The organism is Dactylosporangium sucinum, from assembly GCF_014647515.1.
Lineage (GTDB): Bacteria > Actinomycetota > Actinomycetes > Mycobacteriales > Micromonosporaceae > Dactylosporangium > Dactylosporangium sucinum.
Genome location: NZ_BMPI01000015.1, coordinates 159503 through 181986, shown reverse-complemented (window position 1 = coordinate 181986; position 22484 = coordinate 159503). Strand labels below are relative to the sequence as shown.

The window sequence follows — 22484 nt, the reverse complement described above, 5'->3', positions numbered from 1 at the left end:
TGTTCCCACAGATCATGAGCGTGGGTGGCCGCTACGGGTGCGGTTCGGCCGTCGCCAGGGCCAGGGGCGCGGCGAAGTCCGGGTCCGGGGTCGGGCGGCCGAACAGGTAGCCCTGCGCGAACCGGTACCCCATCGCCACCAGCCGCTCCGCCTGCTCCGGGGTCTCCACGCCCTCGGCGATCGCCGTCAGGCCCAGGTGGTTGCTCACGTCGATCAAGGCGGTCACGATCGCCGCCTGGGCTCCCGGGACGGCCAGGTCGTCGATGAAGCTCTTGTCGACCTTCAGGATGTCGACCGGCGCCGTGCGCAGCAGGCCCAGCGACGAGTGGCCGGTGCCGAAGTCGTCCAGGGCGATGCGCACACCCAGGGCCTTCACGGCGCGCAGCGTGTCGAGGGCCACGGTGCTGTCGAAGACCGCCGTCTCGGTCACCTCAAGTGCCAGGTACGACGCGGGCAGGCCGGTCTCCCGCAGTACCGTTGCGACAACCTGGGCGAAGTCGGGCTCTGACAGCTGGCGCGCCGACACGTTCACACTCATTTTCGCCGGGGCCGAGGCATCGTCAGCGCGGCGCCATGATTCCATGCGCGTGCAGGCCTCGCGGAGGATCCACGCGCCCAGCTCGACGATCAGGCCGTTGTGCTCGGCCACCGGCACGAAGTCGGCCGGGCTGACCAGCCCGTGGACCGGGTGGCGCCAGCGGACCAGGGCCTCGACGCCCGCGACGCGGGTCGACGGCAGGGCGACGATCGGCTGGTACACCAGGAAGAACTGGCCCTCGTCCAGCGCGCACCGCAGCGCCGCGCCCAGCGAAGCCTGCTCGCTCGACCGGGCGTCGAGCTCCGGGGTGTACCGCACGTGCCGCCCGCCGGTGACCTTCGCCGCGTACATCGCCACGTCGGCCCGGCGCAGCGGCTCGAACGGGTCATCGGTGCCGCGGCAGTCGGCCACGCCGACGCTGGCCCGGACCAGCAGATGGTGCGGGCCGATCACGAACGGCTCGGACAGGACGGTCACCAGCGCCGCCGGCGAAGCGGACAACAGCACCGCGAACTCGTCGCCGCCCAGCCTGGCCACGGTGCCGCCGGGAGCGACGGCGGCGGTGAGGCGTTCGCCGACCGCCACCAGGAGCCGGTCGCCCACGCCGTGACCGAGCCGGTCGTTGATCCCCTTGAAATCATCCAGGTCGATCAGCGCGACCTCCGCACCCGTGCCGAGCGCGGCCCGGATGCGGTGCTCCAGCTCGCGCCGGTTGGCCAGCCCGGTGAGCTCGTCGCGCATCGCGAGCGTGTGCACCTCCCGCACCAGCCCGGCCATCCGGGCCACGACCAGCAGGAACAGCGCACCGGCGCCGATCCCGTCGGCCTGCCACTCGATGGCGCGCGGGTCCTGCAGGCCCTGCACGAGCAGCATCGCCGGGGCGAGCAGCGACGAGCAGGCGAGCAGGACCAGCCGCGGGCGACCGCTGTCCGGCCGCGGCGGGCCGGCCGGCGCGCGGACGGCCGGATGCAGGGCGGCCGCGGCCCACAGCGCGTACGACAGCAGCCAGCCGGCGTCGAACAACCCGCCGTCGTAGGAGGTGTACGCGTTCACGACCGAGTACGCGATGTCGGCCGCCAGCAGCAGGCCCAGCGCGGCGACGAGGAGCCGGACGCTCGGGTCGCGGGCGGCGCCGGACACCAGCAGGCGGGCGACCATCGCGAGCAGCAGCACGTCGGCCGCCGGGTACGCGAGCGCGATGAGCCGCGTGCCGCCCGAGATGCTGGCGTCCTGGGCGATGGGCTGCATGACGAACGTCCACAGCACCAGGCCGGCGCCGATGGCGACGATCGCCGCGTCGACGATGACCGCGCGGCCGCGGCCCCGGTCGCGGGCCAGCAGGAAGAGGCCGCCGATCATGAGCGGGTAGGCGCTGAGGTACAGCACGTCGGCGAACGACGGGAACGGCGCCGCGTGCAGGCCGTACTCGTAGTAGGTGTAGACGAAGTCGCCGCCGGACCACACGGCGGTGCCGGCCGCCATGAGCAGCCAGGCGAGGCGCCTGGTGCGGGAGTTGCGGCGGGCCGCGGCGAGCATCACCAGCGCCGAGACGAAGCCGATCGCGTCGTAGGCGAGGCTGCGCGGCAGCGTGTGGGCGGGCAGCGCGAAGTAGCCGGCCGTCGCCGCCGCTCCGATGAACGCCCACAAAAGCCACAACCTGTCCCGCACTCGTACACCATCGGCAGGCGGTTCGGGCAGCTTAGGCCCTGTTGCACAACTGGGGCCGGGCTGCGGCGGAGTCCAGATTTCTCCTGGCGGCACCCCGCGAAAGCCCGGTTACAACACCGGCAGCCGGACTTCCGCGGGGCACCGCCAGGAGAAGTCTGGACTCCGCCGCGCTCCGACCCCAGGTGTGCAACAGGGCCTAATGCGACTCGCGAGACACCGCGTCGCCGCTCGCCCCGATGAGGAAGTCGAGGTCGGCGCCCGTGTCGGCGCCCATGACCGTCTGCACGTAGAGCCGCTCCCAGCCGCGCCGGGGCCGGGCGAGCGCGGCCCGGAACGCCTCGGACGGCTCGCGGGCGTCGAGGTCGGCCTCGACGTGCAGGGTGCGGCCGGGCACGTCGAGCGTGACCCAGTCGCCGGTGCGGACCCGGTCGAGGGGCCCGCCGGCCGCCGCCTCGGGCGCCACGTGGAGCACGACGGTGCCGTAGGCGGTGCCGCTCATCCGGCCGTCGCAGATGCGCACCATGTCGCGCACGCCCAGGTGCAGGAGCTTGGCGGGCAGGGGCATGTTCGAGACCTCGGGCATTCCGGGGTACCCCTTGGGCCCGCACCCCCGCAGGATCAGCACGCTGTCGGCGTCGACGTCCAGCTCGGGGTCGTCGACGCGCGCGTGGAAGTCCTCGATCGAGTCGAAGACCAGCGCCCGCCCCCGGTGCCGCAGCAGGTGCGGGGACGCGGCCGCCGGCTTGATGATGGCGCCGTCCGGCGCGAGGTTCCCGCGCAGCACCGCGATCCCGGCGGCCGGCTGCAGCGGCGTCTCGCGGGGGCGGATCACCTCCCGGTCCCAGATCTCGGCCTCCGCGAGATGCTCGACGAACGGCCGACCGGTCACCGTCAGCGCGTCCGGGTCGAGCAGGTCGGCGACCTCCCGCAGCACGGCCGCCAGCCCGCCCGCCCGGTGCAGGTCCTCCATCAGGTGCCGGCCGGCCGGCTGCAGGTCGACGAGGAGGGGAACGTCGGATCCGAGGTCGTCGAAGTCCTGAAGGTTCAGCGGTACCCCCACCCGCCCGGCGATCGCGAGGAGGTGCACCACGGCGTTGGTCGACCCGCCGGTCGCGGCCAGGGCGACGATGGCGTTGCGGAACGACCCGGCGCTGATGACCCGCGACGGCCGGACGCCCTCGTCGACGAGCCGCACGGCGAGCTTGCCCGCCTCGTGGGCCCGGACCAGCAGCCGGCTGTCCGGCGCCGGGATGCCGGCCGTGCCCGGGATCGTCATCCCGAGCGCCTCGGCCATGATGGCCATGGTGGACGCCGTGCCCATGGTGTTGCAGTGGCCCCGGCTGCGGATCATCGACGACTCGGAGTCGAGGAACGCCTGCTCCGAGAGCGTCCCCGCGCGGACCTCCTCGGACAGCCGCCACACGTCGGTGCCGCAGCCGAGCGGCGTGCCCCGGAACGTCCCGGTGAGCATCGGCCCGCCGGGCACGACGAGCGCGGGCAGGTCGACGGAGGCGGCGGCCATGAGCAGCGCCGGGATGGTCTTGTCGCACCCGCCGAGCAGCACGACGCCGTCGACCGGGTTGGCCCGGAACATCTCCTCGGCGGCCATCGCGGCCATGTTCCGCCAGAGCATCGCGGTCGGCCGCACCTGCGTCTCCCCGATCGAGACGACGGGCAGGTTGTGCGGGACGCCGCCGGCCTCCCAGACGCCGCGCTTGACGTGCTCGGCGACCTCGTCGAGGTGGCTGTTGCAGGGCGTGAGGTCCGAGGCGGTGTTGGCGATGGCGATCTGCGGCCGCTGCCCGGTGAGCGCGTCGGCCGGCAGCCCGCGCCGCATCCAGGCGCGGTGGATGTAGGAGTTCCGATCGTCCCCCGAGTACCACTGCGCGCTGCGCATACCGTCCCCTCCGTGGTCCATCCTCGTCGATCTTGCAGTTGTGGTGCCTGACAAACCGGACGTTCACGGAGTGTCCCGGCACCACGACTGCAAGATCGACGCACAAGGCGGCGGCGGGCGCCTGCCTAGCCGCAAGTGCAAGCACGATACCCGGGAATTGGGCACAGAGAGCGCTCTCTCGTGGGTCCAAAGGCTCACGCCAGCGGGGCGCCGGCGCGCTTAGCGTGAGGGCCCCGTCAACCACGGCGGACCGCCCTCGCCGCCGGGCCGAAACAGCTAGGAGGAACCGTGTCCGAGCTCAGACGCCGGCGCTCCGGTCTCGTGCGGATCGCCGGCATCGTCTGCATTGCGCTGGCGGCCGCCACCGTCGCGACGATGCGACTCGCGAACGCCGCCACGTCGGTCACCGTCCAGGCCGAGGCCTTCGCCGCGCAGTCCGGGGCGCAGGTCGAAGGGACCGTCGACGCCGGCGGCGGCCAGGCCGTCGGGTATCTCGCCAACGGTGACTGGTTGCGGTACGACGGCGTGGACCTGGGCGCCGCCGGGCCGATCACGGTCGGCGCCCGCGTCGCGTCCGCCGTCGGAGGCGGGACGGTCGAGCTGCGCACCGGGTCGGTCACCGGGCCCGTGCTCACGCAGTTCACGATCGGGGCGACCGGCGGGTGGCAGGCGTGGACGACGCTCAGCGGTACCGTCGCCACCCACCCCACCGGAAGCCAGCCGGTCTTCGCCGTCATGCGCAGCCCGGGCGGCGCCGACTTCGTGAACATCAACTGGTTCTCGTTCGCGAGCGGCGGCACCGCCCAGCCCACCGGGTGGGTCGACGTCGACCCCGCGAAGTGGAACGCGCAGCTCGCCGCGTTCAACGCGCTGCCGATGGACCCCGCGCCCGCCGACGCCGTCCGGGTGCCCGAGTTCAACGCGACCTGCACCTACAGCCACTCGCTCAAGGACGACCCGATCGTCTTCCCGGGCCTGCCGGGCGCGTCGCACATGCACAGCTTCCTCGGCAACCGCAGCACCAGCGCCAGCAGTACCGCCGACACGCTGCTGGCCAACGCCGGGACCAGTTGTGCGCCGGCCCCCGACCTGTCCGCCTACTGGGTGCCGACGCTCTACGAGCGCGGGGCGGCCGTCGAACCGAAGGGCGTGGTCGTCTACTACGGGTCCCGCCTCACCGACTCGTCGAAGACGGTGCCGTTCCCGCAGGGGTTCCGGATGATCGCCGGTGACGCGAAGCTGCAGCAGGCGACGCCCGCCGGCTCGGTCAACCAGTTCTACTGCGCCGGGCCCGGCGGCGAGATCGGGCGCAGCGCCGACGGGAACTGGCCGCGGTGCGCACCCGGCGCGACGCTCATGTTCCAGCTGGTGTTCCAGGACTGCTGGGACGGCACGCACCTGGACAGCCCGGACCACCGTTCGCACGTCGCCTACAGCTACACGGGCACCTGCGGCGGCGCGTTCCCGGTGGCGATCCCGTCGATCTCGTTCGTGCTCGCCTACCCGACGAGCGGCTCGGCCGACGGGTTCACCCTCTCCTCCGGCATGGCCTCCTCCTTCCACGGCGACTCGTTCCTGGCCTGGGACAACGCGGCCCAGGCCAAGCGGGTGAAGAACTGCGTCGTGCAGAAGGCGAAGTGCAACACCGCCGGCACGTTCTAACCCCGGGCGGGCGGGTTCCTATCCCCGAGCCGGGGGTAGGAACCCGCATCCCGGCCACAGCTTCACACGGGTGTTAACGTTCAGGTCGTGACGAACTTCGACCCGCGCGAGCTGCTCGCCGCCGCCCGCCTCGGAATCCTCGCGACGATCAAGGCCGACGGCCGCCCGCAGCTCTCGCCGGTGACGCCGTTCTACGACCCGGAGCGCGGGGTCATCCACGTCTCGATGACGGAGGGCCGGGCCAAGACGGCCAACCTGCGCCGCGACCCGCGCGCCACGCTGGAGGTCACCGCGGCCGACGGCTGGTCGTGGGCCACGGCCGAGGGCGTGGCCACGCTGACGGGCCCGAGCGACGACCCGGACGGCCCGGAGGTCGAGGCCCTGGTCGACTACTACCGGCGGGCCGCGGGCGAGCACCCCGACTGGGCCGAGTATCGCGCGGTCATGGTCGCCGACCGCCGCGTCCTGATGACGATGACCGTCGACCACGTGTACGGCGCCCAGGTCCGCTGACACCGGGGTGGTGTAACGGATCGCCCTGGGTGGCCGCCTGGTACTTCGTCGACGGCGTCCAGGTGACCAGCGCCGGCGCCGAGATCGGGCGGCGCCAGGTGATGGTCCGCGGCCGGCGTCTCCCGCCACCCTGAGATCGAGGATCCTGGTTGTAAAGTCCCCCGCATGCACCCATCGGTGGCGCGGGCCGCGCTCGGGCGGGCGGTGCTGCTCGGCCGGGCCGCCGTCACGGTCGTGGCGGCCGCCACCGGGCTGCGGCTGGTCGCCGACCCGCGACCGGTGCTCGCGGTGGCCGGGCTGGTCGCCGCCACCACGGCCGCCGGGCTGGTGCTCCTCGCCCGCGATCCCCGGGTGGTCCTGCGGGTGCCCGCGATCCTCGCCGTGGACTCCCTCGTCGTCGTGGCGGTGCTCGCACTGAGCCACGGAAGCGTGGCGTACTTCTGCGCCGCCGCCGGCGCCTCCGCCCTCGCCGGCGTCCTGCTCGGCCTGCGCGCCCTCCCCGTGGCCGCCGTCCACGCCGCCGCCGGGTACGTCGTGGCCGGGTCCGTTCTGGCCACGACGGATCCCACCCTGGCCGGCTTCGTGCTGACCTTCCCGATCGCGTGCCCGCTCGCCGCGGCCGGCGCCGCCGCCGGGACCGCCGCGCTGACCCGCTCGGTCGCCCTGTCGGTCGAGGTCGTCGCCGCCGCCCAGCGCACCGCCGCGGCCGACGAGCGGGCGCGGCTGGCCCGCGAGCTGCACGACTCGGTCGCCAAGACGCTGCGCGGGGTGTCGTTCGCGGCCCTCGCGCTGCCGCAGTCGCTGCGCCGCCACCCCGACCTGGCCGAGCGGCTGGCCGCGACCGTCTCCGACGGCGCCGCCGCGGCCGCCCGCGAGGCGCGCGACCTGGTCGACGGGCTGCGCCTGGACCGGCCCGACGAGGACTTCGCGTCGGCGGTGTCCGGCATCTGTTCGCGGTGGTCGAGCCGCACCGGCGTTCCCGTCGACGTCGTGGTCGCCGACGTCGACCCGCCGGTCGCGGTGCGGTACGAGATCTGCCGCATCCTGCAGGAGTCGCTGCACAACGCGGCCCGCCACGCCGGCGCCGGGCGGATCGTCGTCCGGCTGTCCGGCGGCCCGCGCGGGCTGCGGCTGCTGGTCCGCGACGACGGGCGCGGCTTCGCCGTGCCGGCCGACCTGCTGGAGCTGCGCGCCTCCGACCGGTACGGGATCGTGGGCATGGCCGAGCGGGCCCGCGCGGTGTCCGGCTCGCTGCGGGTCGTCTCCGCGCCCGGCGCCGGGACGAGCGTCGAGGTGCTGGTGCCGTGACGAGCGTGATGATCGTCGATGACAACCCGATCGTGCGGCGGGCGTTGCGGGAGTACCTCGAGTGCGCCGACGAGCTGACCGTGGTCGCCGAGGCCGCCGACGGCCGGCAGGCGGTGGCCGGCGCCCGCTCCGCCCGCCCGGCGGTGACGCTGCTCGACCATCGGATGCCGGTGGCCGACGGGCTCTCGGTGCTGGCCGAGCTCAGCCGGCACACGAGCGTGCTGGTGCTGACCAGCGACGGCTCCCCGCGGCTCATCGCCGACATGCTCCGCGGCGGCGCCCGGGGCTACCTGGTCCACGGGGAGTTCGACCCGGCCGACCTGCGCCGCGCGGTGCTCGCCGTCGCCGCCGGGCAGGGCTGGCTCTCCCCGGCGGCCGCGGCGGTGGCGACGGCGTCGGTGCGGGAGCAGGTGACCCGGGAGCGGGAGGTGGAGCGGCACCGGCTGGTCCAGACGCGGTACGGCCTGACGACCCGCGAACGCGACGTGCTCGACCTGCTGGCCGAGGGCCTGTCGAACGCGGCGATCGCCCACCGCCTGCTCCTGACGGAGAAGACGGTGAAGAACCACCTGCACCGCATCTTCGCGAAGCTGCGGGTCGGCTCGCGCACGGAGGCGGTCCTGCGGTGGACCGGCCACCGGTGACGGCGGGGGACCGCCCCGCCGGCTCGCGGCCGATCGCGGGGCGGCGCCTGGGCTGGGCGGCGCTGTTCGCGGCACTCGCCGCGACGGCGGCGTTCGTTCCTCCGCTGGTGATGCCGTCGCCCGAGCCGCCGACCGTGGCCGCTGCGTCGCCCCCTGCTGCCGCCGCCCCGTCCCCGTCCGCGCCGTCCCCGGCGGCATCGTTGTCCGCTGTCGTCTCGCCGCGGGGCTTCGTCCCGATCACCCGGCATGCGGCCGACCCGGCGAACCTGCGCAACGGCGCGCGGATCATCGAGTGCCCGTCGTGCGAGGGCGGGAGCCGGGTCGGCTACATCGGCGGCCCGAACACCCTCGCCATCCGCGTCCCGGACGTGCCGGCGGCGGGCACCCGGACCCTGACGGTGACCTACGAGACCGCGGAGCCCCGCACCCTCATGGTCACCGTCAACGACGGGCCGGTACACACCCTGAACCTCACCGGCGCCCGGGACTGGCTGATCCCGGCCCGCGTCGACCTGCGCGTCCACGTCCCGGCCGGCACGTCCTGGATCCGCTTCTTCAACGACGCGGGCTCGGCCCCCGACATCAACGCCATCCGCGTCGGTTAGGGCAGCAGCATCAGCTTGCCGCGGAAGCCCCCGGCCTCGGCCCGGGCGTGCGCCTCGCTCGCGCCGGCCAGCGGCAGCCGGTCGGCGATCCGGGTGCGCAACGCGCCGGACGCGAGCCGCGCCAGCAGGTCGGCCAGGACGGCGGAGTCGACCGGGTTCACGGCGGTGGCGGTGACCCGCACCCGGACCCGCTCGCCGTCCGCCTCCGGCTCGTCCCGCTCGACGTGAAAGCCTTGATGCATCACGCGCGATGCATCAAGGCTGATCGTCATGCGTCAGACTGCCGCAGCGGGCTACGCGATCGCTACCGCCGGCCGCAGCCGGGCCCGGCTGATCGTGCGGAGGCCCGCGATGACCAGCACCGCGAGCATCGGGATGGTGCCGACGGCCGGCAGGATGGGCGTGTCGTAGGGCATGAACAGCAGGCCGGCGTACCCGGCCACGATCGCCGGGACCGTCCACCAGCCCAGCACCCCCGCCCGGGCCAGGCCCACGAACGTCAGCAGCAGGGCGAGCGACACCAGCGGGCCGGGGCTGAACGCCAGCTGCTGGGCCGGGTGGGCGAGCACCTTGTCGGACAGGGCGACCGCCTGGTCCGCCGGCAGGTTGCGGCCGATCTCCATGTGGAACCAGTCGGACAGCAGCGCGCCGGACATCTCCAGCAGCGTCAGGGCGCCCAGCAGCGCGCCGACCGCGGTGAGGGCGAAGCCCTTGCGGCCGCGGACCAGGAACGGCAGGGCGAGCAGGCCGGCGCCCATGAGCAGGTTGCCGTAGTGCAGGAAGAGCGCCGACAGCTGGGTCTGGAACGGGTCGGCGGCCAGGGACTGCAGGTATGCGGCCTTGTCCTCGGCGGCCTGCGGCGGGGACGTCGCCAGGCCGGCGAAGAAGCACCCGGCCCCGACGATGAGCGCGAGGCCGGCGGCGTACGGAAGCACCCGCGAAGCGGGGGAGGAGACCCGCGAGGCGGGGGAGATCTCGGTAACGGTCATGCCAGGAACGCTATGGAAACGGGCACCCCCGGCGCTGCCTGCGCGCGTCTCGAAGCGCGTCCGCCCCACGGCGGACGTGGCGCGGTCACGCTGTCCGTCGTACGGCCGACCCGCCGGTCACCCCGGGCCGCCTACAGTCCAACCATGTCCCGCATGATCGTTCCCTGGGCGACGGCGGTGGTGCTGGCCGTCATCGGGGTCGTCGAGATCGTCCTCGACAGCGGGTTCAGCGCCGCGCCCGCCGCGCCCGCGTCCGCGCTGGCCGCGGTCGTCGTCGGCGCCGTGCTCGCGGCCTGGTTCCCCGTCGCGGGCAGCGCCGTGGTCGCGCTCGCGTTCCCGATCGCGGTCGCCGGCGGGCTCAACGGCCCGACCGGCGCCGCCGTGTTCGGCTTCTTCCTGGCGCCGGGCTGGGCCGGGTACCGCCGAGCCGCACCGTCCTGGCCCGCGCCCCTCGCCGCGCAGCTCATGGCCAGCCTCGGCACCTGGATCGCCGGCCGCGCCGCCGGCTCGACGGTCGCCGGCCTGGGCGCGATGGCCTGGGAGAACCTGTTCTTCGGGGTACTGTGCTGGGGCGCCTGGGGCGTCGGCCTGCTCGCCCGCCGGCTGCGCGACCGGGCCGAGCTCATGGCCCGGCTGGCCCAGGCCGTCGAGGCCGAGCGCGAGGCCCGCGAGGCGGCCGTCGTCGCCGAGGAGCGGCAGCGGATCGCGCGCGACATGCACGACGCGGTGGCACACTCGATCAGCGTGATGGTCCTGCAGCTCGGCGCGGTGCGGGCGACGCTGCCGGCCGGCACCCCGCAGGCCGACATGCTGCTGGGCGTCGAGCGCCTGGGCCGCGAGTCGGTCCAGGAGCTCCGGGCCCTCGTCGGCGTCCTGCGGGAGCCCGTGTCGGCGCCCCAGCCGTCCCTGGCGAGAACCCAGGATCTCGTGGACGACGTCCGCTCGGCCGGGCTCCCGGTGGACCTCACCGTCGACGGCGACCTCACGGCCGTCCCGAGGGCGGTCGACATCAACGCGTACCGGGTGCTGCAGGAGGCCCTGACCAACGTGCTGAAGCACGCCGGCCCGGTCCCGACCACGGTCAAGGTCGGCGTGTCAGCGACCGGGACGACGATCACGGTCGAGAACGAGCCGGGGGGAGCCGCCGCGGAGCCGAGCGGAGAGCGGGGCGCGGTCGCGGGGCACGGGCTGGCCGGGATGCGGGAGCGGGTTGCCGTCTTCGGCGGCACGGTCGCCGCGAACCCGACCGGCGACGGCGGCTTCGCGGTCCACGCCGTGTTCCCGGCCAGGGGAGGTCAGCGGTGATCCGGGTCGTCATCGCCGACGACGAGGCGATGATCCGGGCCGGGCTGCGCATGCTGCTCGACCACCAGCCCGACATCGAGGTCGTCGGCGAGGCGGCCGACGGCGTCCAGGCCCGCGACGAGGTCCGCCGGACCGAGCCCGACGTCGTCCTCATGGACGTGCGGATGCCGCGCGCCGACGGGATCACCGCGGCCCGGCAGATCCTCGCCGAGTCGGCCGCCAAGGTCGTCATCCTGACCACGTTCGACGAGGATGCCGCGGTACAGCAGGCGCTCCGGGCCGGCGTCAGCGGTTTCCTGTTGAAGGTCGCCCCGCCCGAGCAGCTGGTGCACGCCGTGCGGACCGTCGCCGCCGGGCAGGCGCTGCTCGACCCCGCCGTCACGCTGCGGGTCATCGAGTCGTTCGCGGCCGCGCCCGGGGCCGACCCGCGGGCCGCCCAGCGGCTCACGGACCTCACCGAGCGCGAGGTCGACGTGCTGCGGCTGGTCGCGCGGGGACTGTCCAACGCCGAGATCGCCGCCGAGCTGTACCTGGGCGAGGCCACGGTGAAGACGTACGTGTCCCGGATGCTCACCAAGCTCGACCTGCGCGACCGGGTGCAGGCGGTCGCCTTCGCCTACGAGAGCGGCCTGATCAGGCCCGGGACTACTGGAACAGGCTGACGACGGCCCGGATCAGCTGACCGTCGTGCCGCTCGTCGACCCAGGTGACCGTCGACAGCGGCCGGCCGGCGTCGCGGGCCTCCCGGCAGTACCGCAGCACGTCGTCCGCCGCCGGCACGTCGGTGATCGCGAGCGCCCCGGTCGCCCGGCACCGGTAGGCGGTGTCCTCGGCGTCGCGCACCGCGACTCGCCCGTCGTCGTCGTGCCGGGCGGCGACCGCGACCCGCCAGCGGCCCTTGGTGACGAGCAGCGTGTCCCGCTCCTCGGCCACCTCCAGGTTGCCGCGGAGCAGGGCGCGGGCCACCGCGTCGCCGTAGGCCAGGCCCAGGACGCGGTGCTCGCGGCGCGGGTCGGCGACCGCCTCGACCCGCTGCCGCTCCGGCGGCGGCAGGCTGCCGAGCAGCGCCGCCAGCGCGCCGTCGGACAGGCCGGCCACGACCGGGGCGAGGCGCTCGGCCGGCACGAGTTGGAGCAGGTCGGTGGCCTGCTCCAGGGGTACCGTGCGAATGACCTCGAACAGGTGATCGGGTGCCAGCGCATGGACGAGCTGGCGCCGCGCCTCCGGGCGCAGCGCCGGGACCAGCCGGGCCACGTCGGCGGGGCGCATCGCCGCGGTCACCACCGGCAGCCGCTCGGCGGGCATGGCCATCAGCAGCCCCGCCGCCGACTTGGGCGGTGAGCTGCGGATCATCGCGACGAGCTGGGTGACGGGCATCATGCCACCGGGCAGCATCCGCCGTTCATAGCACCGCCGGGGCGCCGCGCACATGGCCCGCGGGGCCGGACCGTGTCGGGCGATCAGCCAGGTCTGCGGCAAACCCCTCGCCCGGAGCGGCGGCGGGCTGGTTCAGCGTGCCGTCCAGCCGCCGTCGACGAGCATCACCTCGCCGGTGACGAGCGACGCGGCCGGCGAGACCAGGAACAGCACCGCGCCGGCCACCTCCATCGGCTCGCCGATGCGGTGCAGGGCGGCGATGCGCTCGACGACGTCGGCCCGGTGGGCGGGGTCGGCGAGGTACTCCTCCGTGCCCGGCGTGTGCACGAACGTCGGCGCCACCGCGTTGACGGTGACGCCGTGCGGCCCCCACTCGACGGCCAGGCACCTCGTGAGGTGCGCGATCGCCGCCTTGGTCATGCAGTAGACCGCCTCGCCGGGCAACGCGACGGCGCCGGCCTGCGAGCCGACGTTCACGATCCGCCCGTACCGCTGCCGGATCATCACCCGTCCGGCCGCCTGGCTGGCGAAGAACGTGCCCTTGAGGTTGATCGCCAGGGTCCGGTCGAAGTCGTCCTCGACGACGTCCTCGGCCGGGTTGCCCGGCGCGATGCCGGCGTTGTTGACCAGGATGTCGAGCCGTCCGAACGCTGCGGTCGTCGCTTCGATCCCGGCGCGGATCTCGTCGACCCGCGTCATGTCCATCTGCAGCGGCAGCACCCGCCGGCCCAGCGCCTCGATCTCGTCGGCCAGCCCCGCGTCGGCGGCCCGGTCCCGCAGGCCGATCGCCACGTCGGCGCCGGCCTCGGCGAGGGTGAGCGCGATCGCCCGGCCGAGCCCGCGGGCGGCCCCGGTGACCAGCGCGACCTGCCCGGGGACGGTGAAGCGGGGGAAGTCCGTCATCGGGGCAGCGTATCGTTCGCAGGACACCCGGCGAGGAGGCAGGATGATCATCGGTGCGCGCTTCAACGGCCCGCCCGGCTCCGGCAACGGCGGCTACTCGGCCGGCCTGCTCGCCGCCGAGCTCGGTCCCCGCGCGGCCGAGGTCACGCTGCGCAAGCCCCCGCCGCTCGGCGTCGAGCTCCGGCTCAGCCACGACGGCCCGGTCCTGCGCGCGCTCGACGGCGAGACGGTGATCGCGGAGGCCCGCCCGCTCGACGAGCCGGCTCCCGCCGCGGTGCCGCCGGTGCCCCCGGACGAGGCCGCGGCGGCGGCGAAGGCGTATCCGGGCCTCACCGACCACCCGTTCCCGACCTGCTACGTGTGCGGCCACGCCCGCGACGACGGCATGGGCATCTTCCCCGGCCCGCTCGGCGACGGCCGGGTCGCGGCTCCCTGGACCGCCGGCGACGAGGTCGACCGGGTCACCCTGTGGGCGGCGCTCGACTGCCCCGGCGGCTGGTCGGTGATCAGCGAGGGCCGCCCGTATGTGCTGGGCCGCCTGGCCGTCTGGGTCGACGCCCTGCCGTCGCCCGGCGACGCCTGCGTGGTGCTCGGCCGGCACGTCGGCGGCGAGGGCCGCAAGGCCGACGTGCTGTCCACTGTGTACGGTCCGGGCGGCGACCGGCTGGCCACCGCCCGGGCCACCTGGATCGCGATTTAGGGCCGGTTTCACAGCTGGGCCCGCCGCAGCCCGGCGGCCTCAGCTGTGAACAGGCCCTAACAGTCGCGCAGCTCGGGGGACTGGTTCAGGAGCTGGCCGCGCACGGAGGTGAAGGCGCGGTACCGCTCGGTCGTGGTCTGCTCCGGGGCGAAGGCCGCGACCCGGTGGCAGTTCTGGAACGCGAGGACGACCCCGAAGTGCCGTTCGAGCGAACTCCTGATCGCGTCGCTGGCCAGCGCGCGCAGCAGCTGCCCGCGCTCGGCCTCGCCCGGCGGCGGCACCGCGTGCTCGGCGTAACCGGCCTCGCCGGTGGTCGACGCCACCTCGCTGATGACGCTCCAGGCGTACGGGAGCGAGTCCCGGACGCAGGCGACGAACTCGGCGTCGTCGACCGGCCCGGCCTCGGCGCGCTCCAGCAGGGCGGTGGGGACGTTGAGGGACATGCGGTGCTCCTTCTTCAGTGGGTCAGGGTGTACTGCGGGTCGATCTGGCCGGTCAGGTCCGCCCCGGCGCGGTCGTTGCCCCAGGCCAGGGCGTTGCGGACGTGGAAGTCGGCGGCCTGCGCCGCGTAGCGGGCCCAGTCCTTGGGCCGAGCGTCGAGCGCCGCCTGCATGCGGGTCAGCGCCGCCGCGTTGTCCGGCTCCAGCTCGTCGATCGGCCGGAACCGGCCGCGCTCGGCGGCCTTCACGAAGGCGGACCGGCCGACCCAGCAGAGCAGGTCGTCGCCGACCTCGGCGCGCAGGAACGCCACGTCGTCGGCGTCCTCGACCTTGTTGCCGACGACGGCGACGGCCACGCCGTGGTCGCGGGCGTGGCCGACGTACTGCCGGTAGACCCCGACGCTGCGCACGGTCGGCTCGCACACCAGGAACGTCAGGTCGAACCGGGTGAACAGGCCCGACGCGAACGAGTCGGCGCCGGCGGTCATGTCGACCACGACGTACTCGCCGGCGCCGTCGACGAGGTGGTTGAGCAGCAGCTCGACCGCGCCGACCTTGGAGTGGTAGCAGGCGACGCCGAGGTCCTCGGCCGAGAACGGGCCGGTGACCGCGAGCCGCACGCCGTCGACGTCGGTGACGAGCCGGTCGTAGATCGGGTTGTCCTCGACGACCTTGAGCAGGCGCGAGCCGGGCCCCGGCGGCGTGGTCTTCAGCATGGCCGCGGCGGAGGCGATCAGCGGGTTGCCGCCGCGGAGGTAGTCCTTGATCTCGTCCAGGTGCGCGCCGAGGGCCGGCAGCCCGGCCGCGGCCGCCGGATCGGCCCCGAGCGCGGCGGCGAGGTGCTGGTTGATGTCGGCGTCGACGGCCAGGAGCGGCCGGCTTCGAAGGTGGCGGGCGAAGAGCGCGGCGAGCGTGGTCTTCCCGCTGCCGCCCTTGCCCACGAAGGCAGTTTTCACCCCCTTTTGGTATCGGTTTTCATTTTCGACAGCAACCAGAACACGCGGATGTGACCCGGGTCACAGCGACTCCGGTGGTGGCCCGGCCCGTGCTTCCAGGTGACGGGACCATGTGCACGAGGGAGGCAGTTGACGTGGACCAGGAGTTCCGGTCGCGGTTGGTGCAGGAGCTGGAGGCTGAGCCGGAGCCGCCCATCGGCGATCTCGTCGGGGCGTCGGTGCGGCAGGGCCGCCGGCTGCGGACCTTTCGCCGCGTCCAGACCGGCGGGGTGGCCGTGGCCGTGCTCGCGGTCGTCGCCGTGGCCGCGGTAGTGGCGAGCGGCGCCACCGGCGGCGCGCCCGGCGTGCAGGCCGGCGGGCCGGGGATCGGATCGACCGAGCGGACGGTGCCGCCGCGGGCGTACCCGTCCTTCGACCCGTCGCAGAAGCTCGTGCCCTGGCAGCCGCCGGCCGGCGCGCCGGCCACCGGCCCGCAGGTCGCCGCGACCCCCGCGGGGGTGCTGGAGCTGCTGCTGTCACTGCTGCCGGAGGGCCCGACCGGCGCCTACGCCGGCAACGACGACCTGCTCGTGCAGACGTACCTCGACCCCGGCGACGGGCAGGGCATGCTGCGCGTGAACGTCTCCAAGGTGGTCGGTTCCGGCGATACCGTGCCTCCGGGCGAGGCCGAGGCCCGCTGCCGGACGATGGGGCTCGACGCCTGCCCGTCCCCCGACGAGGGCGTGTCCTACCGGGCGCCGCTCGACAACGGCGGCGAGATCGTGGTGCGGCAGTTCACCGGCAACTGCATCCAGCACGCCGTCGTCGAGGTCACCCGGGCCGACGGCATCCGGGTCCAGGTCAACATCGCGAGCTGCCTCGCGTGGGACGGCACGCGCAACCCGCCGGCGCCGCCGGCCCTCACCATCCAGCAGGCCGCCGGCATCGCCCTCGACCCGCGCTGGAACGTGACGCTCGCGAGGTCCATCGTGGACGCCGGCGCGGCGCGGTTCCCGAACCTGCCGGAGCTCGCATGAGCCCGGACGAAGGGTTCGTCGACTACGCCCGCACCGCGGCGCCCCGGCTGCGCCGCACCGCGTACCTGCTGTGCCACGACTGGCACCTCGCGCAGGACCTGACCCAGACGGCCCTCGCGAAGCTGTTCGTCCACTGGGGACGGATCCACCGCCGGGACTCCCCGGACGCCTACGCGCGCAAGGTCCTGCTCCGCGTGTTCCTCGACCATCAGCGCCGCAGCAGCAGCCACGAGGTGGTCGTGGACCGGGTCGCCGACGCGCCGGCCCCGGACGGTCAGGCCGAGCTGCGCCTCACCCTGATCGAGGCGCTGAGCCGGATCCCGGCCCGGGACCGGGCGATCCTGGTGCTGCGGTACTGGGAGGACCAGAGCATCGACACGGTCGCCGACCTGCTGGGCGTGTCGGTCCCGACGGTGAAGACCCAGAGCGCCCGCGGCCTGTCCCGCCTGCGGTCCCTGCTGGGCGCCGACGACGCGGAGCTGCTCGCGCTGCGCGACTAGGTTCTCGGGGGCGGTCCGGCTCACCGCCGGACCGCCCACCGGCGGTCAGCGGATCGTGAACACGGTCAGGCCCTCGGGGGGCTCCTCGTGCACGGCGACGGCCGTGACGACGGCCGAGTCCGGGCCGTGACCGACCCAGTCCACCATCCTGTCCACGCCGGCGCCCGGGCCCTCGAACACCGCCTCCACGCGGCCGTCGGCCAGGTTGCGCACCCACCCGCCGACGCCGGCGACGACCGCGGCGCGGCGGCACGTGTCCCTGAAGTACACCCCCTGCACCCGTCCCGAGACGAGCACCCTTCTGCGGACCATGCCCCGACGCTACCGCGTCACCGCAGGAAGGCCGCCACGGTCCGGGTGAACCACGCGGGGCTCGGGCCGCCCGGCACGCACCCGAGCGCGCTGTCTGCGTCACGATGCGGCGCCGGAACCTGCCGGTCCTAGGAGCGCGCCTGCAGGACGACGAACCCCGGCGGGCGCAGGTGGAGCCGCACGGCGTCGGGATCGGCGGCCAGGACGGTCGCCGCGATCCGTGCGCCCTCGGCAACGAGGTGGACGTCCGCATTGCGCACGTAGGTCTCGTACCGCCGGCTGCCGGCACCCTCGACCCGCCCGTCGACACTCAGGCGGGTGTGTCCGTCGTCGCTGAACTCGGCGACGACCCGCTCGACGACGAACTCGGCGCTGACCCCGTGCCGCTCCCACTGCCCTTGGATGCCCCGCCCGTTGAAATAGGCGAGGGCGAGCCCGGCCCCGAGGATGACGACCGCCGCGAGGGCGGCCAGGGTGGACCACGGCCGGCCGACGACGGCCGACAGCACACACATGACGACGGCGGCTCCGGCGAGCGCCCAGGCGACCCGATGCACGCCGCCGACCATACCGCTCGGGCCGGCGCGGTCACAGATCGATGGTCGCCATGACGTCCCAAACCCTTCATCGATCCCGACGACGCCGGCCGGGCGGCGGTAGAGTCCGCTCCCATGCGTAGACCACCGCTGTCCGGCCTCCTGGCGATCCTCGCCACCGTGCCGGGAGTCGCCACCGCGCTCGCCGGGTGGCAGCCCGCGGCGCCCGTCGCCGCGGTGGTGTTCGGGGTGGCGATCGTCGGGGCGGCCTTCCTGCTCGCCTGGGCGGCGGAGGCGGCGCAGGTCGACGTGTCCGCCGGGCTCGCCGTGGCCGTGCTCGCGTTCATCGCGGTGCTGCCGGAGTACGCGGTCGACTTCGTGTTCACCTCGCGGGGCGGGGCGGCCGTGGCCGAGCACGGGGCGGCCTGCAAGGCGGCCGACGAGGCCACCTCCGCCTGCTCGCTCGCGCTCGCGAACATGACCGGGGCCAACCGGATCCTCGTCGGGGTCGGGTGGGCGCTCGTGGTGCTCATCGCCTGGCGTCGGAGCGGGCGCGGAGGCATCCGGCTGCAGCGGGCCGACGCGGTGCCGCTCGCCTTCCTCGCCGTCGCGTCGCTGTACTGCCTGATCCTGCCCTTCAAGCGGACCCTCACCCTGCTCGACACCGCCGTCCTGCTCGCGGTGTTCGTGGCGTACAGCTGGCGGGTCAGCCGGGCGCCTGCCGGCGACCCCGACCTCATCGGGCCGTCGGCGTGGATCGGCGGGCTCGCCAAGCGGGCGCGCCGGGGGACCGTCATCGGGCTGTTCGTCGTCGCGGCCGGGGTGATCCTGCTCAGCGCGGAGCGGTTCGCCGAGTCGCTCGTCGAGACCGGGGCCGAGCTCGGGGTGAGCGAGTTCCTGCTCGTGCAGTGGATCGCGCCGCTCGCCTCCGAGGCGCCCGAGCTGCTGGTCGCCGGGCTGTACGCCTGGCGGCTGCACACCACCGAGGCGCTCGGCGCGCTCGTGTCCTCGAAGGTCAACCAGTGGACGCTCCTGGTCGGGACCCTGCCGATCGTGTTCGCGGTCTCCAGCGGGGGTACCTCGGGCCTGCCCATCGAGCCGGCCCAGCGGGAGGAGCTGCTGCTCACCGCCGCCCAGTCGCTGCTGGCGATCAGCCTGCTCGCCGGGCTGACCCTCAGCCTGCGCGCCGCGGCGACGCTGCTGGTGCTGTTCGGCGCGCAGTTCGTGCTGGCCGCTGTGGTACCGCCGGATCTGCACGGAAAAGAGCGCCTCGGACTGTCGATCCTGTATCTCGCGCTGGCCGTGGTCGTGATCGTCCGCAAGCGACGGTCGGTGCTGCCGCTGCTGCGCGACGGGCTCGTCACGCCGTATGCGCAGCTCGGCGACGCGCTGTGCTGCACGACGACGGCCGGTCGGCTGCGGGTCCGCGACCGGCTGCGGGAGAAGATCCACGTGCGTAGCTAAGCGAACGTTCGCGCAACGTTCGACTACGAGCGGCAGGGTGAGCCCCATGCTGACTCGACGGCACGTCCTCACGGGTGCGGCGGTCGCCACCGGCGCCGCGCTGCTGCCCGCCTCCATCGCCGACGCCCACGGCACGTCGCCGTTCGGGCTCGGCGTCGCCAGCGGCGACCCGCTGCCCGACAGCGTCATCCTGTGGACCCGGCTGATCACCGACAGCCGCCGGCCCGTGGAGGTCGACTGGCAGGTCGCCCTCGACGAGCGGTTCCGCAAGGTCGTCCGCAGCGGCGAGACGACCGCCCGGCCGGAGCTCGCCCACTCCGTGCACGTCGACGCCCGCGGCCTGCTGCCGGGCCGTGAGTACTTCTACCGCTTCCGGGCCAAGGGCGCGCTCAGCCCGGCCGGCCGCACGAAGACCGCGCCGGCGCCGTGGGCCGACGGCGGCGCGCTGCGCTTCGGGATCGTCAACTGCCAGGACTTCCAGAACGGCTACTGGCCGGCCTACCGCGGCCTGGCCGGCGAGGACCTCGACGTCGTGCTGCACCTCGGCGACTACATCTACGAGTACGACCCGCACAGCCGCTTCGCCGACCGCAACCACACCGGCCCGGCGACGCCCGGCCTGGACCAGCTGGTGACGCTCGACGACTACCGCAACCGGCACGCGCAGTACAAGAGCGACCCGGCGCTGCAGGCCGCGCACGCCGCCTTCCCGTGGGTCGTGACCTGGGACGACCACGAGACCGAGAACAACTACGCCGCGCTGACGGACGAGATCGACGACACGGGCGCGCAGCGCCAGACGCCGGCCCAGTTCGCCCGCCAGCGCGCCGCGGCCTACCAGGCGTACTACGAGCACATGCCGATCCGCGCGAACCTCAAGCCGGGCAGCGCCGACCTGCGCATATTCCGCCGGTTCGACTTCGGCCGGCTGGCGCGGATCAACGTGCTCGAGACCCGGCAGTACCGCACCGACCAGCCGGGCGGCTTCCCCGGCGACTTCGGCCTGCCGCAGGCCGGCCTGGCCAACACCACCGGCACGCTGACCGGCGAGGACCAGGAGCGCTGGCTGCTCGGCGGCCTGGACCGCTCGCCGGCCCGCTGGAACGTGATCGCCCAGCAGGTCATGATGAGCCGCATCCAGCTGCCGAACCCGACCGGCGGCCTGCCGGCGATCCTGGCCAACCTCGACCAGTGGGACGGGTACGCCCCGCAGCGGGCCCGGCTGCTCCAGCACCTCGTCGCCGCCGAGGTCCGCAACCCGGTCGTGCTGGCCGGCGACATCCACTCGACGTGGATGAGCGAGCTGCGGGTCGACCCGGACCGCCCGGAGCAGGCGCCGGTGGCCGTCGAGTTCACCGCGACCTCGATCTCGTCCGACTTCCCGATCGCGTTCGACGCGCCGCTCAAGGCGCTCAACCCGACGCTGAACCCGCACGTGCGGTACTTCGACGGATCCCGCCGCGGCTACCTGCGCTGCACGGTCGACCGGCACGCGTGGCGCACCGACGCCCGCACGGTCGACTCCATCGAGGTCCGTGACGCTCCCGTGAGCACGACCGCCTCCTACACCGTCGAATCCGGAACCGCGCGCCTGCACACCTCCTGAGCTACTGTGCTCGCGTGGCGGGTAGGTGGAGGCTCACGAGCCAGCGGTTGTTCGCGCTGACCCTGGGCGCGATGGTGGTGCTCATCGCGATCGGCTCGGTCGCCGGAGCCGTGATCCTCGACCGCACCGCCGACGTCTCGAACCGGCTGCAGGACCGCGTCTCCCCGGCGGGGACCGCGGTCGTGCAGCTGGGCGCGGCGCTCGTCGACCAGGAGACGGGCGTGCGCGGGTTCCTGCTCAGCGGCGACCGCCAGTTCCTCACGCCCTACACGGCGGGCATCGCGGCCGAGCGGGAGCTGGTCGGCCGGCTGCGCGGGCTGCTGGCCGACGAGCCGGTCGCCCTCGCCGACGTCGAGCTGGTCGCCCGGGGCGCCGAGCGCTGGCGCACCGGCTTCGCGGAGCCGCTCATCGCCGCCGGCGACCCGGCCTCGCCGCTGGTCGAGTCGGGGCGGTCCTCCTTCGACGCGCTGCGCGGCCGGGTCGAGGTGCTGCGCAGCCACGTGGAGGACGCCCGGGTCGCCGGCCGGGCCGCGCTCACCGACGCCCGCGAGCGGCGGGACACGATCTTCGTCGTCATCATCGCCGCCCTGCTGGCCGGCCTGGCGGCCATCGCCGTGCTGCTCCAGTCGGCCGTGCTGCGACCGCTGCAGTCGCTGCAGGCGTCGGTCCGGCGGGTCGCCGACGGCGACTTCGAGCACCACGTCCCGGCCCAGGGGCCGCCCGACCTGGCCGAGCTGGCCGCCGACGTGGAGGCGATGCGGGGCCGGGTGGTGAGCGCCCTCGCCGAGAGCCGCGCGACCGAGCAGCAGCTGCGCCGCTCGAACGCGGATCTCGAACAGTTCGCCTACGTCGCCTCCCACGACCTGCAGGAGCCGCTGCGCAAGATCGCGTCGTTCTGCCAGATGCTGCAGCGGCGGTACAGCGAGCAGCTCGACGAGCGGGCCCAGCAGTACATCGCCTTCGCGGTCGACGGCGCGACCCGCATGCAGGCCCTCATCAACGACCTGCTGGCGTTCTCGCGCGTCGGCCGGGTCTACGACAACGTCGCGGACGTCGACCTGGCCCGGACCCTCACCCGCGTCCGCGCCGACCTGACCGACGCCGACGTCTCCGTCGCGGAGCTGCCGGTGGTGCAGGGCGACCCGACCCTGCTGTCGATGCTGTGGCAGAACCTGCTGTCCAACGCGGTGAAGTTCCGCCGCCCGGACGTCCCGCCCCGCATCGAGGTGACGGCGGTCCGCGACGGGTCGGAATGGGTCTTCGCGGTGGCGGACAACGGCATCGGCATCGAGCCCCAGTTCGCCGACAAGATCTTCGTCATCTTCCAGCGCCTGCACCCGCGCGACGTGTACCCGGGCACGGGCATCGGCCTGGCCATCTGCAAGCGCATCGTGGAGCACCACGGCGGCCGCATCTGGCTCGACGCGGCCCACACCGAGGGCGCCCGCCTCTGCTTCACCCTCCCGGCGACCGTGACCGCCGCTTGACAGCCGGCCCCACCTGGATCAGAGTCGTCCAGTGCGGGAAAGGTAGACAGCGCGTTCC

The 22484-nt window shown here is 74.2% G+C and carries 23 protein-coding genes; 13 read left to right on the top strand and 10 right to left on the bottom strand.

Annotated features, from left to right (window positions below):
• Positions 1-31 precede the first annotated feature (31 nt).
• Both IEZ31_RS18010 and IEZ31_RS18005 read right to left on the bottom strand, forming a co-directional pair.
• Positions 32-2206 carry a putative bifunctional diguanylate cyclase/phosphodiesterase gene (locus tag IEZ31_RS18010; RefSeq protein WP_229835358.1) on the bottom strand — a complete coding sequence of 725 codons (2175 nt, stop codon included), beginning with the start codon at positions 2204-2206 and terminating at the stop codon, positions 32-34.
• 196 nt (positions 2207-2402) lie between these two features.
• The gene (locus IEZ31_RS18005) at positions 2403-4103 is read right to left on the bottom strand and encodes an IlvD/Edd family dehydratase (protein ID WP_190251022.1); all 1701 of its coding nucleotides are present in this window, start codon (positions 4101-4103) and stop codon (positions 2403-2405) included.
• 288 nt (positions 4104-4391) lie between these two features.
• Between IEZ31_RS18005 and IEZ31_RS18000 the strand changes: the two genes are divergently transcribed.
• The 5 genes from IEZ31_RS18000 (at position 4392) to IEZ31_RS17980 (ending at position 8835) form a co-directional block, all read left to right on the top strand.
• Positions 4392-5765 carry a DUF1996 domain-containing protein gene (locus IEZ31_RS18000; RefSeq protein WP_229835357.1) on the top strand — a complete coding sequence of 458 codons (1374 nt, stop codon included), beginning with the start codon at positions 4392-4394 and terminating at the stop codon, positions 5763-5765.
• An 87-nt stretch (positions 5766-5852) separates the two neighbouring features.
• Complete coding sequence (locus IEZ31_RS17995) at positions 5853-6278, top strand: PPOX class F420-dependent oxidoreductase (RefSeq protein WP_190251021.1); 426 nt, start codon at positions 5853-5855, stop codon at positions 6276-6278.
• 165 nt (positions 6279-6443) lie between these two features.
• Positions 6444-7586 (top strand): sensor histidine kinase, encoded by a 1143-nt coding sequence (locus tag IEZ31_RS17990; protein ID WP_190251020.1) that lies wholly within the window; start codon positions 6444-6446, stop codon positions 7584-7586.
• The gene (locus tag IEZ31_RS17985; protein ID WP_229835355.1) at positions 7583-8230 is read left to right on the top strand and encodes a response regulator; all 648 of its coding nucleotides are present in this window, start codon (positions 7583-7585) and stop codon (positions 8228-8230) included. Before IEZ31_RS17990 ends, IEZ31_RS17985 begins: the two co-directional genes overlap by 4 nt.
• Positions 8212-8835 (top strand): carbohydrate-binding protein, encoded by a 624-nt coding sequence (locus tag IEZ31_RS17980; RefSeq protein WP_190251019.1) that lies wholly within the window; start codon positions 8212-8214, stop codon positions 8833-8835. Before IEZ31_RS17985 ends, IEZ31_RS17980 begins: the two co-directional genes overlap by 19 nt.
• Here IEZ31_RS17980 and IEZ31_RS17975 read toward each other — a convergent pair.
• The gene (locus tag IEZ31_RS17975) at positions 8832-9077 is read right to left on the bottom strand and encodes a zinc-binding dehydrogenase (protein WP_229835353.1); all 246 of its coding nucleotides are present in this window, start codon (positions 9075-9077) and stop codon (positions 8832-8834) included. The genes IEZ31_RS17980 and IEZ31_RS17975 overlap by 4 nt on opposite strands.
• A gap of 51 nt (positions 9078-9128) precedes the next feature.
• Positions 9129-9824 carry a hypothetical protein gene (locus IEZ31_RS17970; protein WP_190251017.1) on the bottom strand — a complete coding sequence of 232 codons (696 nt, stop codon included), beginning with the start codon at positions 9822-9824 and terminating at the stop codon, positions 9129-9131.
• A 144-nt stretch (positions 9825-9968) separates the two neighbouring features.
• Between IEZ31_RS17970 and IEZ31_RS17965 the strand changes: the two genes are divergently transcribed.
• On the top strand, positions 9969-11129 hold the full coding sequence (locus IEZ31_RS17965; RefSeq protein ID WP_190251016.1) for a sensor histidine kinase: 1161 nt from the start codon (positions 9969-9971) through the stop codon (positions 11127-11129).
• Complete coding sequence (locus IEZ31_RS17960; protein WP_190251015.1) at positions 11126-11791, top strand: response regulator; 666 nt, start codon at positions 11126-11128, stop codon at positions 11789-11791. The genes IEZ31_RS17965 and IEZ31_RS17960 overlap by 4 nt, the downstream gene beginning before the upstream one ends.
• Here the strand turns inward: IEZ31_RS17960 and IEZ31_RS17955 are convergent.
• Both IEZ31_RS17955 and IEZ31_RS17950 read right to left on the bottom strand, forming a co-directional pair.
• Positions 11775-12524 carry a magnesium transporter MgtE N-terminal domain-containing protein gene (locus IEZ31_RS17955; RefSeq protein ID WP_190251014.1) on the bottom strand — a complete coding sequence of 250 codons (750 nt, stop codon included), beginning with the start codon at positions 12522-12524 and terminating at the stop codon, positions 11775-11777. The two genes, IEZ31_RS17960 and IEZ31_RS17955, sit on opposite strands and share 17 nt — an antisense overlap.
• 114 nt (positions 12525-12638) lie before the next feature.
• Positions 12639-13409 carry an SDR family NAD(P)-dependent oxidoreductase gene (locus tag IEZ31_RS17950; RefSeq protein WP_190251013.1) on the bottom strand — a complete coding sequence of 257 codons (771 nt, stop codon included), beginning with the start codon at positions 13407-13409 and terminating at the stop codon, positions 12639-12641.
• A 43-nt stretch (positions 13410-13452) separates the two neighbouring features.
• Here IEZ31_RS17950 and IEZ31_RS17945 point away from each other — a divergent pair, with 43 nt between their 5' ends.
• The gene (locus IEZ31_RS17945) at positions 13453-14109 is read left to right on the top strand and encodes a hypothetical protein (protein ID WP_190251012.1); all 657 of its coding nucleotides are present in this window, start codon (positions 13453-13455) and stop codon (positions 14107-14109) included.
• Between the two features lie 56 nt (positions 14110-14165).
• On the opposite strand, the gene IEZ31_RS17940 is transcribed toward IEZ31_RS17945, so the two are convergent.
• Both IEZ31_RS17940 and IEZ31_RS17935 read right to left on the bottom strand, forming a co-directional pair.
• Entirely contained in the window at positions 14166-14552 is a 387-nt protein-coding gene (locus tag IEZ31_RS17940; RefSeq protein WP_190251011.1) for an SCO5389 family protein, read from the bottom strand.
• A gap of 14 nt (positions 14553-14566) precedes the next feature.
• Complete coding sequence (locus IEZ31_RS17935; RefSeq protein WP_190251010.1) at positions 14567-15505, bottom strand: ATP-binding protein; 939 nt, start codon at positions 15503-15505, stop codon at positions 14567-14569.
• Positions 15506-15639: 134 nt separating this feature from the next.
• On the opposite strand from IEZ31_RS17935, the gene IEZ31_RS17930 reads away from it, so the two are divergent.
• The gene (locus IEZ31_RS17930; RefSeq protein ID WP_190251009.1) at positions 15640-16521 is read left to right on the top strand and encodes a hypothetical protein; all 882 of its coding nucleotides are present in this window, start codon (positions 15640-15642) and stop codon (positions 16519-16521) included.
• Positions 16518-17021 (top strand): SigE family RNA polymerase sigma factor, encoded by a 504-nt coding sequence (locus tag IEZ31_RS17925; RefSeq protein ID WP_190251008.1) that lies wholly within the window; start codon positions 16518-16520, stop codon positions 17019-17021. The genes IEZ31_RS17930 and IEZ31_RS17925 overlap by 4 nt, the downstream gene beginning before the upstream one ends.
• A 45-nt stretch (positions 17022-17066) precedes the next feature.
• Here the strand turns inward: IEZ31_RS17925 and IEZ31_RS17920 are convergent, their stop codons facing one another.
• Together IEZ31_RS17920 and IEZ31_RS17915 are read right to left on the bottom strand one after the other, a co-directional pair.
• Complete coding sequence (locus IEZ31_RS17920) at positions 17067-17333, bottom strand: acylphosphatase (protein ID WP_190251007.1); 267 nt, start codon at positions 17331-17333, stop codon at positions 17067-17069.
• Between the two features lie 128 nt (positions 17334-17461).
• The gene (locus IEZ31_RS17915) at positions 17462-17890 is read right to left on the bottom strand and encodes a hypothetical protein (RefSeq protein WP_190251006.1); all 429 of its coding nucleotides are present in this window, start codon (positions 17888-17890) and stop codon (positions 17462-17464) included.
• 114 nt (positions 17891-18004) lie between these two features.
• On the opposite strand from IEZ31_RS17915, the gene IEZ31_RS17910 reads away from it, so the two are divergent.
• Genes IEZ31_RS17910 through IEZ31_RS17900 form a run of 3 tightly spaced genes read left to right on the top strand, consistent with a single transcriptional unit; the run spans position 18005 to position 22426 of the window.
• The gene (locus IEZ31_RS17910) at positions 18005-19333 is read left to right on the top strand and encodes a calcium:cation antiporter family protein (protein WP_190251005.1); all 1329 of its coding nucleotides are present in this window, start codon (positions 18005-18007) and stop codon (positions 19331-19333) included.
• Between the two features lie 46 nt (positions 19334-19379).
• Positions 19380-20939: an alkaline phosphatase D family protein gene (locus IEZ31_RS17905; RefSeq protein WP_190251004.1), complete on the top strand. Its 1560-nt coding sequence runs from the start codon at positions 19380-19382 to the stop codon at positions 20937-20939.
• 14 nt (positions 20940-20953) lie between these two features.
• Positions 20954-22426, top strand: a complete 1473-nt coding sequence (locus IEZ31_RS17900) for a sensor histidine kinase (RefSeq protein WP_229835351.1) — start codon at positions 20954-20956, stop codon at positions 22424-22426.
• The last annotated feature ends 58 nt before the right edge of the window (positions 22427-22484 follow it).